Genomic DNA, 16,219 nt, shown 5'->3' with positions numbered 1-16,219 from the left:
CCCTTCGGCCGCCCAATATGCCGCGCTTGCGTAAACGCCCGGTGAACCCGGCGCAAACCGGTGGTTGCACATGCAACCAGGCGCACCGGTCGCAGTCTTGTCCGCCCCGGCCCTGCCTGGCCCGATGCGTCCCTCAGGGGGTCACGACTGCCGCACCAGATAGGCCGGCAGCTGCGCCTCGGGCAGCACGGACAGGACCTTGAGCTGCAGCTGGGCGCGCTTGCGTGCCTGGGCAAGGTAGTCCTGCAGCGCCTGCGCGGCCCGCTCGTACTCACCATCCCACAGGGCGTCGATGACCTGGCGGCAGTTCTCAAGCAGGGGCGGGTTGGGCGACTGCGGGAACATGCGGTCAAAGGTGCTGTGGATCAGCCACGGCATCTGGCACTGCTGCAGCATGCCCACCAGCTTGTGGTTGGGATGCCGTGCCAGCAAGGCGCCGTGCAGGTGCTGCTCCAGCCGCAAAAGCTCCTGAGCTTGCGGTGCGGTAGGGGCGTGCAGGCGGCGGCGCAGGTCAGCGAGCATGTCCCTGTCCAGGCGCGGGCCGCTTTCGCGCAGCGCCGCGGGCGCCAGCAGCGCCAGCAGCTCGAAGTCCTGGTTCACCGCGCGTGCCGTCAACGCCGCCACGCGCCAGGAGGCATAGGTGCTCTTGTCCACCAGTCCCCGGTCCACGAGCCGGCTCAGCACCTCGCGCAGGGCCACGCGGTTCACGTTGAAGTGCTCCATGGCCGCGCTTTCGTCGATCTGGAAGCGCCCGAAGATCATGGCGATGGAGATGGTCTGCTCCAGCTCGTCGTGGATGCGCTCGCTTTCCGAGGGGATGTGGATGGTGGCGTTGCCCTCCTCCAGGCCCAGGGCCCGCGCGTCCAGCGGCAGGCGCTGGGGCTGCACGGCCTGCCCGGGCCGGGCCACCAGGTAGCCGCGTCCGTCGAAGGTGCACAGCAGCCCTTCGGCATGCAGCAGCTCGAAGGCCTTGCGCACGGGTATGCGGCTGGTGCCGAAGACCTTGGCCACCGGCCCCTCCAGCAGCACCAGGCCGGGCTCGATCCGCTGCTCGACGATGGCCCCGCGCAGGCGCTGGCGTATCAGTTCATAGCGCAGCCGGCGTTCGCCGGGATCGCCGGATTCACCGGATTCGCCGGGGCCTGCTTCCTCGTCGCGGGCAAGCTGCGTGGGTGCTGGGGTGGCTCTTGTCATTCCTGCTTCATCTGCATGTACCTGTGCACTGGCCGCCGCAAAGGGGGCCGGTATCCGGCAGGACTATAAGGGGCGGGCGCGGCGCAGCAGCGTGGCCCATTGGCGCACCAGGTAGTTGTGCTCGTCCATGACGGTGTTCCAGACGGCGATGTGGCCCAGGCGCTGCTCGTAGGAGCCGCCGTCGCGCACACTGCCGCGCGGGATCAAGATCTGTCCGTCGGTGCCCCGCAGGTCCTCGGCGGCAGGCAGGCCGGCGTACCAGTAGTCCCATTCGCTGGCGCGCAGGTGCTCGCGGCTGCGCAGCGGGTTGGAGATGTAGTAGCCCTGCCGTGCCATCGCCGCACCGGGCCAGCCGGACTGCCACCAGTTCAGGTAGCGGTAGGCGGCATCCAGCGTGTCGCCCCTGGCCTGGCTGGAGATGCCCAGGCCGCCGTACCAGGCCCGGTAGCCTTCGCGCGGGCAGGCCAGCCGGTAGTCCAGTCCCGCCGCGCGGTAGTGGGCGATGGCCGGCGACCAGTGGCTTTGTATGGCGACGCCGGCATCGATCATCAGCCGCGCCGCATCGGCGTAGTTGCCCCAGAAGCCCCGGAACTGCTCCGACTCCTGCCGCTGCAGCAGCAGGGCCATCATCTGGTCGATCTCCTCCAGTCCCAGGTTGCTGATGTCGCCAAAACGCATGTCGCCGCCGGCCTGCAGGGCCAGGGCCGCATCCAGCGCGCCGATGGCCGCATCCGCCTGCAGGGCCGCACGGCCACGGCAGGCGGGAGACAGCAGCCACGACCAGCTCTCCTCGGTCTGCGCGAACAGCTCTGGCACGGCGGCGGGCAGGTAGACGAAGCTGTCGGCGTTGTGCGTCAGCGGCAGCATGCTAATGCGCGATGCGGGCGTGCCGCCCAGGGTGCCATCGGCCTGCACGTACAGGCGCATGGCCGGGTTGCAGCCCGCGCCCAGGGCCGCCTGCGGCGTGATGCGCCCGGTCTTGGGCAGGGCGTTGACCTCGTCCCAATGCGCCAGCCTGCCGATGTCTATGGGTTGCAGCGCCCCTGTCGGCCACAGGCAGTCCAGGCTGTGGAACCATTGGTCGTAGAGATCGAAGCTGTCCTGGCGCATGACGGCCTGGCGCTGCGCGTCGAAGCCGTCGAGCACCTCGAAGCGGATGCGCAGGCCCAGGTCCTGCTCGGCGCGGCGGCGCATGGCCTCGGTCAGCGTCACCGAGGTGCCCAGTACCCGCAGTTCAGGCATGTTCTTGCGCATGGGGTGTTCCTTGTCAATGGAAGGCGGCCGGGCCGGGGGCGGCGCCGGGTTGCGCCCCATTGTCCTGCGCGAAGAAACGCTGGAACGACTGCCAGGAGTCGTCCACCTGCTGCCCGTTGAGCCCCGAGGCGATGAAGACCAGGCGCGAGCGGCCGTCGCCACCGGGCCATTCGGCCAGATGCTCGGGCGCATGCATCAGATGGCCCATGCCGTGCAGCACCGTCGGCTGCCCCTGCGGCCATCCTTCGGCGGCCACGGCCACGAGCCCCTTGAGCCGCAGCACCCGCTCGCCATGGCGGTGCAGCAGCCAGGTCAGCCACAGCGTCAGCGCACACCAGTCCACGGGGCCGTCGAGTTCCAGGCAGAAGGCCTGGATGCTGCCGTGCGGCTCCTGGCCCTTGCGGCTGCGAGGCGTGCCTGCAATGGCGCGTGCCAGCCAACTGCTCTCCTGCACGGGCTGCTCCTGCCAGGCCGGCTGCGCCTGGCGGCTGTTGCCGAGCACGGCCAGCGGATTGAGCCTGGCAAGCTGCGCGCGCAGCGCCTCGGCGTCCTGCGGCCGGGCCAGGTCGGTCTTGCTCAGGTACAGCCGGTCGGCGGCGGCGACCTGGGCCTGCCATTCGGGCCGCTGCGCATGCGTGGCCGCGTGCAGGGCATCGACCACGGTGGCGACATGGGCGGGCCTGAAGACCTGGCGCAATTGCGCATCCCCTATGAGGGTGGCGATCACCGGGCCGGGCGCGGCAAGGCCCGTGGTTTCGATCAGCACGCGCTGGAACGCAGGCAGCTCGCCGCGCTCGCGGCGCTGGTGCAGCCGCCACAGCGCCTCCTTGAGTTCGCCGCGGATGGCGCAGCAGATGCAGCCGCTGTCCAGCAGCACCGTGTCGGCGTCGATGCGGCCCACCAGCAGATGGTCCAGCCCCACGGCGCCGAATTCGTTGATCAGCACGGCGGTCTCGGCAGCGGGAGAGTCCTGCAGCCATTGCCTGAGCAGCGTGGTCTTGCCGCTGCCCAGAGAGCCCGTGAGCACACCCACGGGCAGGCGTGCATCGCCGGTCATGGCGCCTGCTCCGGTTGCGGCCAGGGCATGGCCAGCAGATCCAGCTCGCGGGCCAGCAGCCGCTCGGCCGCAGGCCACAACGCACCGAAGTCGGGCACCAGAACGCTGGCGCCCGTAGGCCCCTGCAGCAGGTAGGACTGGCCGTGGAAGTCGCTGAGCCGCAGCCGCCACAGCGCCAGCAGCCGGTTGGCGCGCGCAATCTGAATCAGCCGCTGGCGTCGCCCGGCCGATCCGGCCGGCGCCTGGCTCCAGTGGCCGGAGCCCTGCAGCAAACCGCACATTCCACACATGACTGAAAACCTTTCGGTTGCGAATGGAGCCGCCTGCGAAACTGGCACAGCCAAAGAGCAGAGACACCGAGGAAGGGCCTATGCCGGCCGCGCCGCCCCGCACCGAGGGTGTCGCCGGCTGCCCGTACGCCCCCCTCCGAAGAGAGGGGGAAGGCGCGAAGCGACTCAGGGGGTGCTTCTTTTCACGGCATGACATCGCCGGAATTGGGCCCCAGCGTCTGCCCCACATACAGATTGCCGCCGGGGTCGGAGGCCAGCAGCACGGCCGTGGGAGCCACCTCGTCGGCGCGGCCGAAGCGGCCCAGCGGCAGGCTGGCCTCCTTGGCGCGTTTCCAGTCCGCGCTGATGCCGTCGACCAGCGGCGTGGCGATGGGGCCGGGGGCAATGGCGTTGACCAGGACATTGTCGGGTGCCACTTCCAGCGCCAGCGACTTGGTGAAGCCGATCACGCCGGCCTTGGCCGCCGCATAGTGGCTCAGCTCCACGCCGCCCTTGATGCCCAGCTGCGAGGCGATGCTGATGATGCGTCCCCAGCGCTGGGCCTGCATGTGCGGCACTGCGCGCCGCGCGCACAGGAAGACGCTGCGCAGGTCCACGCGCAGCATCTCGTCCCACATCGCGGTGGACATGTCGGCACAGCGCGACTGGGTGAGCATGCCGGCGTTGTTGACCAGGATGTCGATGCCGCCGAAGGCCTGCACGCAGCGGTCGATGATGCGGTGGGCCGTGGACTCGTCGCCCACGTCGCCGATGACGGTCTCGGCCTGCGTGCCCAGCGCGCGGCAGCGCCGGGCCACGTCCTCGGCCCGCGCGGCATCGATGTCGGCCAGCAGCAGCCGCGCGCCGGCCTGCGCATAGGCCAGGGCAATGGCCTCGCCGATGCCGCTGCCGGCGCCTGTCACGACGGCGCGGCGGCCGTCCAGTGGCTTGGATGTGCTCATGTCGGATGTCCTCAACTGGGCCAGCGCACGGTCACGCCGCCGTCGGCAATGATGGATTGGCCGGTGATGTAGGAGGCCTCGTCGCTGGTCAGGAAACGGATCAGGGCTGCGATTTCTCGGGCCTGCCCGACACGCCCCAACGGAATGCTTTTTGCCGCCTGCGCCAGGCCCGCCGGGCCCAGCGAGTTGACCGGGTCCAGCGACTGCGGCGTCTCGATCAGGCCCGGAATCACGGCGTTGCAGCGTATGCCGCGCGGTGCCAGCTCCATGGCCACGGCGCGGCACAGCCCGGGCACGCCTGCCTTGGCGGCCGCATAGTGGGCATGCTGCTCCCAGCCGTAGACGCCGCCTGCAATGGAGGAGACGGCCACCATGGCCCCGCCCGCCGCCATGTGGCGCGCGCTGGCCCGGAAGGTGCGCATGACGCCGCCCAGGTCGATGTTGATGACCTCCTGCCACTGCGCATCGCTCATCTCGGCCAGGGCCGCCTGGCGCAGCAAACCTGCATTGGCGACGGCGAAGTCCAGCCGGCCGAAGCGGTCCACGGCGACGCGGGCCAGGTGCTCGACCTGCTCGGCATCGCCCACATCGACCGCCTCCATGACGCACCGCCCGCCCGCGCGTTCGACGAGTTCCAGGGTCTGGCCGGGATCGTGCGGATCCCGGGGGTAGTAGCTGCCGGCCACGGCAATGCCTGCCTGCGCATAGGCCAGGGCCAGCGCCTGGCCGATGCCGCTGGCAGCGCCGGTGATGAGGGCGACCTTGTTCCTGTCGATCTGCGGGTGCATGGCGGCCTCACTTCACGGTCTGGGGATCGACATGGGGTGCCAGGAACATCAGCAGTCCCGAGGCTGCGCAGGGAATGGCTCCCCAGTACAGCGCCGCCTGTGCCCAGTCCGCCCCCTGCGACAGCGTCCAGGTCACGCCGAAGCCTGCCGCGATGGCGCCCACCTGGCCCATGGCGTTGACGAAGGAGCTGGCCGTGGCGCGTATGTGGCTGGGAAAGCTCTCGCCGATCAGGAAGAGGGCCGCTGCATAGGGGCCGATCAGGAAGAACAGCCCCAGCGAGTACAGCGGCACGATGCGCCAGAAGTCGCCCGAAGGCGCGTTCAGCATGAGTGCGAAGGCCAGGCCACCCAGCATCCAGCCTATGGCCACGGCGTTGCGCCGGCCTATGCGGTCACCGAGCCAGCCATGGAAGACATAGCCCAGGAAGCCCGCGAGATTGGAGATGATGAGGACCTGCAGCGCGCTGGAGAAATCCACGCCCTTGCCCGGCGTGCCACCGGCGCCGCCCAGCACCGAGGTGCCCAGCACCGCGAAGATCACGATGGCGAACCAGTTCAGGAAAAAGCCCAGGGCCAGCGACAGCGTGGGCCGCAGCGAGGCGCCCCGGAACATGGCCGACAGGCCGGTGTGCTGCTCCTGCTGTGGGCTGGCGCCATGCTCCTGCGCCAGGCGCATGGCCTCTGCCTCGCGCCCGGCGCGGCGCAGATCGGCCACGCGCCGCGCGGTCAGGAACTGGGGTGTTTCCACCAGCCGTCGGCCCAGCACGGCGATCACCAGGGCCGGGAACATGGCGAACACGAAGGACAGCGCCCAGCCGCCGCCCTGGCCGAACCAGCGCTCGCCCAGCGGATACAGCAGGGCCACCAGCACGGCGGTGAGCACGGCGCCCACGGGCCAGCCGCCTTGCACCAGCGAGTAGATGAAGCCGCGCCGGCGCAGGGAGGCCGGGTCCGTGTAGACCAGGGAGAACAGCTCGCTCAGGTAGGTGGCGTTGATGCTTTGCTCTGCATAGCCCAGGCCCGCCAGCGAGCGCACCACGATCAGCAGCACGAAGCCCAGTCCCGCCGACAGCCCGATCACCCAGCCGGCCAGCGCCGTCAGGCCCGAGCACAGCGCTGCGCCCGCCACGGCGATGATGATGCCCTTGCGCCGGCCCAGCCGGTCGGCGATGGGGCCGATGCCGAAGGCCACGATCACCGTGCCCAGCGTCACCCAGGTGTTCAGCCGCGCCTGCTGCTCGGCGCTCCACTGGAAGTGCTCGCCCAGTTGCGGCAGCAGGGTGCCGAAGAGGATGAAGTCGTAGACGGCGAACACCCAGGCGAAAAAGCAGACCCAGGTGGCGTAGCTGACCTGCCTGCGCGTCACGGTGGGCGCGGTCCAGGGGGCATCGGTCCCGGCCGGGGCCGGATGGCCGGCGCCTGGGGCGTCGGAGGCAATGGCGGAGGTATTCATGGTGTCCTCGCTGAGGTGGGATGCGGCATCAACGCGGCTGGCGGCGCAGGAAGTCGTCGGCGATCTGGTCGCACGTCATGAAGCGCACGCCGTCGTGCGACTGGAAATGCTCGATCAGGCGCTCCAGCATCAGCAGCACCTGGGGGCGGCCGGAGACATCGGGGTGGATGGTGATGGGGAAGACCGCGTAGTCGTGCTCGCGGTAGACCCAGTCGAACTGGTCGCGCCACATCTGCTCTATGTCGCGCGGGTTGACGAAGCCGTGGCTGTTGGGCGACTTCTTGATGAACATCATGGGCGGCAGGTCGTCCAGGTACCAGTTGGCGGGGATCTCGACCAGCCGTGTCTCCTTTCCGCGCACCAGGGGCTTCATCCAGGTGTCGGGATGCTTGCTGTAGTCGATGCGGGTCCACTGGTCGCCCACGCGCACGTAGTACGGGTGGAAGTCGTTGTGCATCAGGCTGTGGTCGTACTTGATGCCTTTCTTGAGCAGCAGCTCGTTGGTGACGGGGCTGAACTCCCACCAGGGCGCCACATAGCCCGTGGGTGCGCGGCCGGCCAGCCGCGTGATGACCTCGATGCTGCGGTCGAGCACCGCTTCCTCCTGCTCGGGCGTCATGGCAATCGGGTTCTCGTGGCTGTAGCCGTGGATGCCGATCTCATGGCCCGCGTCCACCACGGCCTTCATCTGCTCGGGAAAGGTCTCGGCGGAGTGGCCCGGGATGAACCAGGTGGTCTTGAGGCCGTATTTGTCGAACAGCCTGAGCAGCCGCAGCGAGCCGACTTCGCCCGCGAACATGCCGCGCGAGATGTCGTCGGGCGAGTCCTCCCCGCCATACGAGCCGAGCCAGCCGCCGACGGCATCGACGTCCACGCCAAACGTGATCTGTATGTCCTTGCTCATTGCATGCACTCCTTTTTCACTGGGAACGGTTGAGGGAAGAAAGCGCCTGTTCGACGGCCAGGGCAATGCGCAGCAGCCGGTCGTCATCGCCCTGCGGGCGCATCAGCTGCAGGCCGATGGGAAGCCGTTCGGTGCTCGCGCCAGGGCCTTGCAGGCACAGGGCGCCGCAGGGCAGGGCCACGGCCGGCGCATCCAGGAAGCTGCCGGGCATGGTCAGGCGCAGCGTGGCGAGATTGGTCTGGGCAAACAGCGCGTCGTCTTCCAGCAGGGGCTGCAGCAGCGGCGCCGGATGGCCCACCGTGGGCAGCACCAGGGTGGCGCTGCCCAGCTCCTGCGCGAACAGCTCCATCAATGGCTGGCGCCGTGCCAGCAGTTGCAGGTAGCCGCCATGGTCCAGATGCCTTGCGGCCGCCAGCCGGCTGCGCACGCGCGGGTCCATGCGCGCGGCCTGCTCCGGGGCATCCAGGCGCTCGCGGTGCGTGGCCAATGCCTCATGCGCGCCCAGCCAGCCATGGCGCTGCGTCAGCGTCTGCACCGTGTCCAGGCTTTGCAGCCGGCGCCGCTGCACGCGGGCGCCCTGCCGCTGCAGCAGGGCCAGGCCGGCTGCAATCGCGTCGCGCACCTGCGCCTGCACGCGGTCGTCGTCCAGCAGGCCGGGGTCGATGACGAACACCTGTCCCTGCAGGCCTATGACAGGGCCTGGGACGGCAGGGCCTGCAGCGGCATCGCCGGCAGGCACGGTGCTGCGCAGCACCTGGTCCAGGGCCATGCAGTCGGCCACGCCCAGGGCCAGCGGCCCCAGCGTGTCCAGGGAAGGTGACAGCGCAAAGACCCCTTGCATGGGATAGCGCCCCCGGCTGGCACGAAAGCCCACCAGCCCGTTGAAGGCTGCGGGAATGCGCACCGATCCTGCCGTGTCCGTTCCCATGGCCAGCGGCCCGCAGCCCTGCACCACGGCCAGGGCCGCGCCGCTGGAGGAGCCGCCAGGCGCCCGTGCGCGCCCACCCAGGCGGGGATTGGCGGGGGTGCCGAAGCCGGGGTTCAGGCCCAGTCCCGAATAGGCGAACTCGCTGAGGTTGGTCTTGCCCAGGCAGACCATGCCGGCCGCCGCGGCCCGCGCCACCACGGGGGCATCGGCAGGGGCTGGCGGGGCAGAGCGAAGCAGGGCCGATGCCGCCGTGGTGGGCGTGCCACGCACATCGAACAGGTCCTTCCAGCTGATGGGCACGCCGTCCAGCGGCCCGAGCGGGCGGCCCGTACGCCAGCGCTGCGTGGATTGCCTGGCCTCTTCCAGCGCGCGCTCCGCCGTGATGCGCGTGAACACGGACGGGCTTTCACAGGCCGCTTGCAGGCAATGCTCGGTGGCTTGTGTGGGCGTCAGCGTGCCGGCCGCATAGGCTGCATGCAGTTCGCAAGCCGAGGCAGGCGCTGTCCGGAGGCCGCTGTTTTTCATTGAATTTGAATGTTGTTGTCAAAGTTCATTTTTGAATTCTAGTGAGCGCCTCCATCCCGTGTCCGGGTGATTACCCGGGGGATGAGGCGCTCTGTGTTGATCTGTGAAGGAGGCCGTTTTGTGCCGCTTGCGCCGCTCTAGCGGTCCTTGTGGTCCGCTTCGCCGCACTTCCAGTAGCCCTTGGCGCTCAGCTGGCCGGGTGCGATGCCACGGTCCAGGAAATGCCGCTTCAGCGCACGCATGGCGCCGGACTCGCCCGCCATCCACAGATAGCCGTTGCCCGGCGGCAGCGGCCGGTACATCAGCCGCTGGCACAGCCTCTGCCCAGGCTGGCCCGGCGCGGCGGTGATCCACTCGGTGCGCCAGCGGGCAGCGCTGTCCATGGGCTGGCATTCGCCGTCATCGGTGATTTCCACGTAGGCCTTCACCCGCGCGGAGGCTGGCAGGCGCGCCGCGATCGATTGCATGGCCGGCAGTGCCGAGCCATCGCCCGCCAGCATGAGCCAATCGGTGCCGGCCGGCGGGGCGAAGCCGCCGCTGCGCGGGCCGGCAATGGCCACCTGCTCGCCCACGCGGGCCTGGGCGGCCCAGCGGGAGGCGGGGCCGTCGCCGCCAGCGGAGGTGCTGTTCTCATGCTTGGCATTGAACGCATCGCCATGCAGTACCAGGTCAATGTCCAGCGTGCCGGCCTGACGGTCCACGCTGCGCAGCGTGTACGCCCGGCCCTCGCCCGTGGGCAGGAACAGCTTGACCCAGGCGGCGGGCGTATCCACGGCAGGCGCCCGCGAGAAGGCGGCGATCTGCTCGCCACCCAGCGTGATGCGGCGCATGCGCGGCGTGACGGATTGCGCCTTCAACACGGTGCCCAGCGCGCGCTGCGTGCCGGCAGGCATGTGAATCGGCTCAGCCATGGGTGGCTCCCGGGGCTGCGTTCAAGCGCAGCAGCAAGGCCACGGCGATGGACAGCGCCACGCTCACGGCGGCGGCGAAATACACGTCTCCGACGCCCGTGACACTGGCCAGCAGCCCGGCGGCAGGGGCCGTCAGCCCCATGGACAGGTCGAAGAAGGCCACATAGGCGCCCATGGCCGCACCGCGCGCCTGGGCAGGCGCCCGGCGGACGGCCTCCACGCCGAAGGCCGGGAAGGCCAGCGAATAGCCGAAGCCGGTGAGTGCGGCTCCCGCGTAGGCCCAGGCCGCATCGCCGCCGCCCCAGATCAGCAGCAGGCCGGCGGCTTCCAGCGGAATGCTGGCCAGTGCCACCCGCACGCCGCCCAGCTTGTCCGGCAGATGGCCGAAGAGCAGGCGCGCGCCGATGAAGGCCAGGCCGAAGGCCGTGAAGGCCAGCGAGGCCGCTCCCCAGCCCCGCGATGCGAACAGCAGCGCTGCAAAGGTCGTGATCACGCCAAAGCCCACGCTGGACAGGGCCAGCCCCAGGCCGGGAAGCCATACCGTGCCCAGCACCTTGTAGAACGGCGTGCGGCGCTGGGCCGCAGCCGGCGTGGCGCGCAGGCCCCAGACCATGGCCAGGGCGGCCAGCGGCAGCACGATGGTGGCCACGGCAATGCCGGAGAAGCCCCAGGCCGCCTGCACCGCCACGCCGGCCGGCGCGCCCGCCGCATAGGCGCCGTACATGGCAATGCCCACCCAGGCCATGACCTTGCCGGCGTTTTGCGGACCGATCATGCCCACGCCCCAGCTCAAGGCCCCGGTGATGATCAGGCTCTCGGCGCAGCCCAGCAGCACGCGGCCGGCGGCCAGCACCCAGACTGCGGCCGGCCCTCCCTCGAAGGCGCGTGACATCAGGTAGGCCAGGCCCGAAACGGCCGCCAGCGCCATGCCCAGCACCACGGCCTGCCTGGCGCCGCGCGTGTCGGCCAGCGACCCGGCCCAGGCCCGCGACAGCAGGGCGGCCGCGAACTGGCAGCCCATCACCGTGCCCACCCCCAGCGTGCCCAGTCCCAGGGTCTGGCTCAGGTGCAGGGGCAGCACGGGCATGGGCATGCCCAGGCAGAGAAAGCTGACGAAGACCGCCAGCGTCAGCGGCAGCAGCCGCGCGAATGCATTCACCGGCGGCGACGCGGCCGCAGATGGCGAAATTCCGGAAGACATGTGCATTCCCTTTCAAATACGAGTAAAAACTCAGATCACATGTCCAGGAGAATATGAGCCATGGCTCGCATTGAAAACTCGCATTCGCAGGCGGCGCAGCGCCAGCCGCCCCAGCCCCGCAAGCAGCCACGGCAGGCGCGTTCCCTTGCCACGGTCGAGGCCATTCTGGAAGCTGCGGCTCGCGTTCTGGCCGAGCGCGGCTATGCCGCCACCAACACCAATCTGGTGGCCGAGCGCGCAGGCGTGAGCGTGGGTTCGCTCTACCAGTACTTTCCCAACAAGGACTCGCTGATCACGGCCTTGCACGAGCGCCACGCCGCGCAGATGTACGCGGCCATTGCCGCCGTGCTTGCGGCAGAGCGGCCGCAGGGCCTGCAAGGCCATGTGCAGGCCATGGTCCGGGCGCTGCTGGCGGCGCATCGGGTCGAGCCCGATCTGCACCGGGTGCTGGAAAAGGAATTCCCCTTCTTCGACGCGCCGCGCGAGCAAAGCGCGGCGGACGGCGGCATCTTCCGCCAGGTGCGCCAGCTCCTGGAGCTGCACCGCAGTCAGCTCGCCCACCGCGATCTGGACCTGGCCACCTGGATGCTGCTGCAGACCATGGAGTCCCTGGTGCATGCCGCCGTCATCGATCCGCCTGCCATGTTCACCCCCCAGGCCCTGGAGGATGGCATCGTGCAGGTGCTGATGGGGTATCTGCGAGCGCCTGCCCTGGGTTGAGGATGCAAGGAGCGATTTGGCCGCCAGGTCCTCAGGGCGCGAAGACCTCCGGATCGAATGGGCCAAGCAGTCGGGCCACTTCGCCGGCGTCATAGGGCTGGCCCAGCATGTCCATGAGTTCTTCGCAAGGGGATTTCATGGGCACGGAGGAGGTTCTCAGCACTGGGTGCAATCACGCAATGCCGACGGGCGCGGCCGGCAAGCAGCGTATTCGTTCAGCTTTCGACACAGCCGCCCGCATCCTCCTGCGGCGGGGTGACACGCCAGTAAAGGGAGGGAAAGCCTTCGCCCACCGGCTGGTGGCCGGGCGGCTGCGATGCCGCCAGCTGCAGATGCAGCACGCCGCAGGCATCCACCATGTGCTGGGAAATCCAGGGGCTGATGTCCATGCGGCCATCGATCAGCACCAGCGGCTTTTCGCGCAGCTTCAGGGCCAGGGCCTTGGCCTCGGCCGTGGGGCCTGAGATCACGCGGATGTCGCCTCCCAGCGCCTTACGCGCGGGTTCGGCAAGCGCCTGGCTCAAGGCCTTTGAATCGAAGTTTCTCCAGTGCCGGCTGTTAAGCCGCAATTCACTGCGCGCCGAGGTCATCTGGGCCACGAGCAGCAAGGCCAGTTGAAGCGCCACGAAGCACTTGATGGCGGTGGTGATCGATATGCGCGACGGCTGCAGCCTGGCACCGGCCAGCTCCATGGCGACGGGAACGGCCAGCAGCAGAAAGGGCGTGCCCCAGTGCAGCTGCAGCGACGAGCCCGCAAAGATGCCGATGGCGCAGGTCAGCACGATGGGCGTGAGGCCAAAGCACAGGATCAGCGCGCGCGATGCATCGGCTGTCCCGGGACGCTGCGGTGTGTCCTGCGGCGCAAGGCGGCTGCGGCGGTGCAATGCCATTACCAGTCCCAGCAGCACCCAGGCCAGCAATGCGCGGTTGAACAGCTGGTCGGCCAGCCAGTGCAAGGTATTGAGCAGTCTTGCGCCGCCGCCCAGGCTGGCGCCCAGCGAGGATTCGGTGGCATAGCGGATGGGGCCGAAGTCGTTCAGGAACAGCCAGTACAGGTGCGGCGAGATGATGGCCAGCGAAATGGCAGCGGCCAGGGCCAGGCCGATGACATGGACCCGCTCGCGCCAGGCGCCTGACGCCAGCCAGAACAGGAATACCGCCACGGCGGCCAGGATCATCTGGTACTTGGCCAGTGCGCCCAGGCCCAGGCAGCAGCCCAGGGCCGCCCACCAGTGCAGTTGCCTGCTGCCCACCGCACGCCACACCAGCAGGGCGCTGGCCACGAAGAAGGGCATCAGCACCACTTCATGGTTGAAGAAGTGCAGCCGCTCGTTGTAGTAGGTGATGCACAGGGCCGCCAGCAGGGCCAGCGTGGCATGGCGGCTGCCGCGCAAGGTCTGCATCAGCTTCCAGAAGACAAGCAGGCCGGCCAGCGTGAAAAGCGCGCCCGTCACATAGCTGGTGCGGGCAGACAGTCCGAACACATTGACCGGCACCGAGAACATCCAGGTCGGCAGCGGTGGATGCTTGTAGTAGCCCCATTCCAGGCTGTGCACCCAGGTCAGCTGCTCGAGGTTGTCCTTGGGTGCCGTGAGGCTGGAGCTGTCGATCTGCAGCAGCCAGACCACCGTAAAGAGAAGGAGGCCAATGAGGACTTTGATGTCCAGGGAAAGCGACGGTGCGGGCATGGCCAGCGGAGCGCTTCGCGTGATCGTGCTCGCTGCTTGTGAGGGGACGGGATGGGTCATAGGAAATGCCAGCGGCGATGACAAGTGCGCTGGCACAGGGGAAATTCCCAGGAAGGCGGTCGAACGGGAGCTTCAGCGTTGGCTACGGACTCTTGGCTTACGCGAGGCGCTATGAGTCCGGCAGAATATGTCTGCCTGGTCAATGCAATGTAAAGATTGTATGAAGATATTGTGGAGGCGCCGGCCGCGGCTCAGGCGCCGGCCGGCTCGCCGAAGTCGTGGACTGCCGCGCGCAGCAGCAGCTTCGACAGGCGTTCCGCGGCGGGCGTCAGGGGCAGCGCAGCACGCGTGACCTGCACGATGTCGGGTGCCATCAGGCTCTCGCGCACGGCAATGGGCTCCAGTACACCGTTGAAGAGGGGCGTATCGGCCCACTGGCGCGGCAAGAAGGCGAGGGCGTCGCTGCTGGCCAACAGCGCCAGCAGGGCCATCAACGATTCGGCGACCGTCACCACGCGCGGGCTGCGCAGGCCGAGCGCGGAGAACTGCTCTTCGAACTCTTCCTCGCGGCGCTCGCGCAGGCCGGTGACGATCCAGTCCGCCTCCAGCAACGCCTGCAGGCTGCCGGCGGTGCGCAGCGGATGGCCGCGGCGGGCCAGCACGACACGCTCGTTGCGGTGAACCAGGGCCACCTGGTAGCTGGCGCTCAATTGCCTCTCGGGCCGGGGGCCCAGATAGAAGTCCAGCCGACCGTCGCGCAGCGCCGGCTCGACGGCCGGGAACAGGCCTTCGACGAAACGCAGGTGCACATCCGGCCAGTCGCGCCGGAACTGGGCATAGGCGCGGGCCAGCAGCGACAGCACGGGGGCGCTGGACAGAGCGACGGCGACATGGCCCTGCATTTCGCCGCGCGCCTGGGCGGCCTCCTCGCTGCCGCGACGCAGTTCCTCGAGCGCGGCCTGCGCGCGCAGCAGGAATCGCTCGCCCGCCACGGTCAGCGATACCCCGCGCGCATGGCGCTGGAACAGCGCCACGCCGAGCTCGGCTTCCAGCTCGCGCACGCTGCGCGTCAGTGCCGGCTGGGTCAGGCCCAGGCTGCGGGCGGCGCTGCGCAGGCTGCGTGCCCGAGCAACGGCGACGAAATTGCGAAGGTGATGAAGTTTGGGCATCGGTCGGAGCGTGTTTATGCCCGTTTCCGAGCGCGCCAAGGCCAGGGGATTTCCCGCAGGGGCCGTGCACGCGGGCTCCGCCGCGCCTGAGCCGCTGCGGAACGCTCCAGTGATAACAGCCATGCATCGCTGAGGCGTTTCTGCCCTCTGCCGCAGCCGGCCTGCCAGACCTAGCATGCCCTCCATAACGTCGGCGCAGCCCGGCGACCCATAGGAGACAAGCAGCATGAGCATGAGGAAATGGGCCGGCGCCTGTGCGCTGGCAACCCTGGCGGCGGGCTCCGTCGCCGCGCAGACGGCCGCCGGCGGAACGGTGCGCATCACCAGCGCCTTTCCCGCGGGCAGCGGCCCCGACGTGGTGGCCCGGCTGGTCGCCGACAAGCTCTCGGCGCAATGGAGGCAGCCGGTCGTCGTCGACCCCAGGCCGGGTGGGGCCGGCGTGGTGGCCATCAATGCGATGAAGAACGCGCCGCCCACGGGCAACGACCTGGTGGTGGTGGACGTAGGCCACTTGTCCATCAATCCGCTGGTCTTGCGCAAGCTGGCCTATGACCCGCAAAGCGAGCTGACGCCGGTGGCGCTGCTCTACAAGACCGCCTTCTTCGTCGTGGTCGGCGCGCAAAGCCCGTTCCACAGCCTGGCCGAACTGATGGCGGCGGCGCGGCGCAGGCCCGGCATGACCTATGGCTCCAATGCGGTGGGCGGGCCGCTGCATCTGGGCGCGGCCCGGGCCGCGACCGCCATGGGTGCCGAAATGATGCATGTCCCCTACAAGGAGACTTCGCAGCTGTACGCCGCCGTGTCGACGGGCGAGGTGGACTGGGCTTACGGCAGCATTGCGACGTCCGGCCCCCTGCAGCAGGCCGGCAAGCTGCGCTTTCTTGCCGTGGCGGACAGCCAGCGTTCCCCGGCGCTGCCCGATGTGCCGACCGTGCAGGAGGCCGGTGGTCCGGCCGGCATCGATGCGCTGACCTGGGTTGCGCTCATGGCGCCCAAGGGCACGGCGCCGGCCGTCGCCGAGCGCATCAACGAGGCGGTGAACCGGGCCCTGTCCGCGCCTGACGTCAGGGATCGCCTGGCCGGTTTTGGCTTCTTCACCAGCATCGGCCCCGCAAGGCAGGTCGCTGACCTCATGCAGGCCGACCGCGAGCGCTATGCCCAAGTGCTGCGCCGCGTCAAGGTGACCGTCGATTGAG

The 16,219-nt window shown here is 69.2% G+C and carries 15 protein-coding genes; 2 read left to right on the top strand and 13 right to left on the bottom strand.

Annotated elements, in window-relative coordinates; genetic code table 11:
• Window positions 1–141 precede the first annotated feature (141 nt).
• The 11 genes from G4D77_RS08565 to G4D77_RS08515 form a co-directional block, all read right to left on the bottom strand.
• On the bottom strand, window positions 142–1,194 hold the full coding sequence (locus G4D77_RS08565) for a GntR family transcriptional regulator (RefSeq protein ID WP_154835174.1): 1,053 nt from the start codon (window positions 1,192–1,194) through the stop codon (window positions 142–144).
• Window positions 1,195–1,257: 63 nt separating this feature from the next.
• Complete coding sequence (locus tag G4D77_RS08560) at window positions 1,258–2,448, bottom strand: ABC transporter substrate-binding protein (protein ID WP_154835173.1); 1,191 nt, start codon at window positions 2,446–2,448, stop codon at window positions 1,258–1,260.
• 13 nt (window positions 2,449–2,461) lie between these two features.
• Window positions 2,462–3,505 (bottom strand): CobW family GTP-binding protein, encoded by a 1,044-nt coding sequence (locus tag G4D77_RS08555; protein WP_154835171.1) that lies wholly within the window; start codon window positions 3,503–3,505, stop codon window positions 2,462–2,464.
• Window positions 3,502–3,795 carry a hypothetical protein gene (locus G4D77_RS08550; RefSeq protein WP_154835169.1) on the bottom strand — a complete coding sequence of 98 codons (294 nt, stop codon included), beginning with the start codon at window positions 3,793–3,795 and terminating at the stop codon, window positions 3,502–3,504. The genes G4D77_RS08555 and G4D77_RS08550 overlap by 4 nt, the downstream gene beginning before the upstream one ends.
• A gap of 182 nt (window positions 3,796–3,977) precedes the next feature.
• Window positions 3,978–4,736, bottom strand: coding sequence for an SDR family NAD(P)-dependent oxidoreductase (locus G4D77_RS08545; protein ID WP_017405599.1), 759 nt, complete (start codon window positions 4,734–4,736; stop codon window positions 3,978–3,980).
• 11 nt (window positions 4,737–4,747) lie between these two features.
• Window positions 4,748–5,524 (bottom strand): SDR family NAD(P)-dependent oxidoreductase, encoded by a 777-nt coding sequence (locus G4D77_RS08540; RefSeq protein WP_154835167.1) that lies wholly within the window; start codon window positions 5,522–5,524, stop codon window positions 4,748–4,750.
• 7 nt (window positions 5,525–5,531) lie between these two features.
• Window positions 5,532–6,977, bottom strand: coding sequence for an MFS transporter (locus tag G4D77_RS08535; protein ID WP_154835165.1), 1,446 nt, complete (start codon window positions 6,975–6,977; stop codon window positions 5,532–5,534).
• Between the two features lie 28 nt (window positions 6,978–7,005).
• Window positions 7,006–7,881 carry a polysaccharide deacetylase family protein gene (locus G4D77_RS08530; protein WP_016449802.1) on the bottom strand — a complete coding sequence of 292 codons (876 nt, stop codon included), beginning with the start codon at window positions 7,879–7,881 and terminating at the stop codon, window positions 7,006–7,008.
• A gap of 16 nt (window positions 7,882–7,897) precedes the next feature.
• Window positions 7,898–9,334: an amidase gene (locus G4D77_RS08525; protein WP_154835163.1), complete on the bottom strand. Its 1,437-nt coding sequence runs from the start codon at window positions 9,332–9,334 to the stop codon at window positions 7,898–7,900.
• Between the two features lie 137 nt (window positions 9,335–9,471).
• Entirely contained in the window at window positions 9,472–10,245 is a 774-nt protein-coding gene (locus G4D77_RS08520; RefSeq protein ID WP_154835161.1) for a siderophore-interacting protein, read from the bottom strand.
• Window positions 10,238–11,446 (bottom strand): arabinose transporter, encoded by a 1,209-nt coding sequence (locus tag G4D77_RS08515; protein WP_154835159.1) that lies wholly within the window; start codon window positions 11,444–11,446, stop codon window positions 10,238–10,240. The genes G4D77_RS08520 and G4D77_RS08515 overlap by 8 nt, the downstream gene beginning before the upstream one ends.
• Before the next feature lie 60 nt (window positions 11,447–11,506).
• Between G4D77_RS08515 and G4D77_RS08510 the strand changes: the two genes are divergently transcribed.
• Window positions 11,507–12,166 (top strand): TetR/AcrR family transcriptional regulator, encoded by a 660-nt coding sequence (locus G4D77_RS08510; RefSeq protein ID WP_013803729.1) that lies wholly within the window; start codon window positions 11,507–11,509, stop codon window positions 12,164–12,166.
• 215 nt (window positions 12,167–12,381) lie between these two features.
• Here the strand turns inward: G4D77_RS08510 and G4D77_RS08505 are convergent, their stop codons facing one another.
• The gene (locus G4D77_RS08505) at window positions 12,382–13,914 is read right to left on the bottom strand and encodes an ArnT family glycosyltransferase (protein ID WP_227740816.1); all 1,533 of its coding nucleotides are present in this window, start codon (window positions 13,912–13,914) and stop codon (window positions 12,382–12,384) included.
• A 191-nt stretch (window positions 13,915–14,105) separates the two neighbouring features.
• Window positions 14,106–15,023, bottom strand: a complete 918-nt coding sequence (locus G4D77_RS08500; RefSeq protein ID WP_154835157.1) for a LysR substrate-binding domain-containing protein — start codon at window positions 15,021–15,023, stop codon at window positions 14,106–14,108.
• Window positions 15,024–15,249: 226 nt separating this feature from the next.
• Here G4D77_RS08500 and G4D77_RS08495 point away from each other — a divergent pair, with 226 nt between their 5' ends.
• Window positions 15,250–16,218, top strand: a complete 969-nt coding sequence (locus G4D77_RS08495; RefSeq protein ID WP_154835156.1) for a Bug family tripartite tricarboxylate transporter substrate binding protein — start codon at window positions 15,250–15,252, stop codon at window positions 16,216–16,218.
• Window position 16,219: the final 1 nt, after the last annotated feature.

This window comes from Delftia sp. WY8 (genome assembly GCF_018437695.1).
GTDB lineage: Bacteria > Pseudomonadota > Gammaproteobacteria > Burkholderiales > Burkholderiaceae_C > Comamonas > Comamonas tsuruhatensis.
Note: the sequence above shows the minus strand (reverse complement) of the source record. Positions and strands in the feature narration are given on the sequence as shown.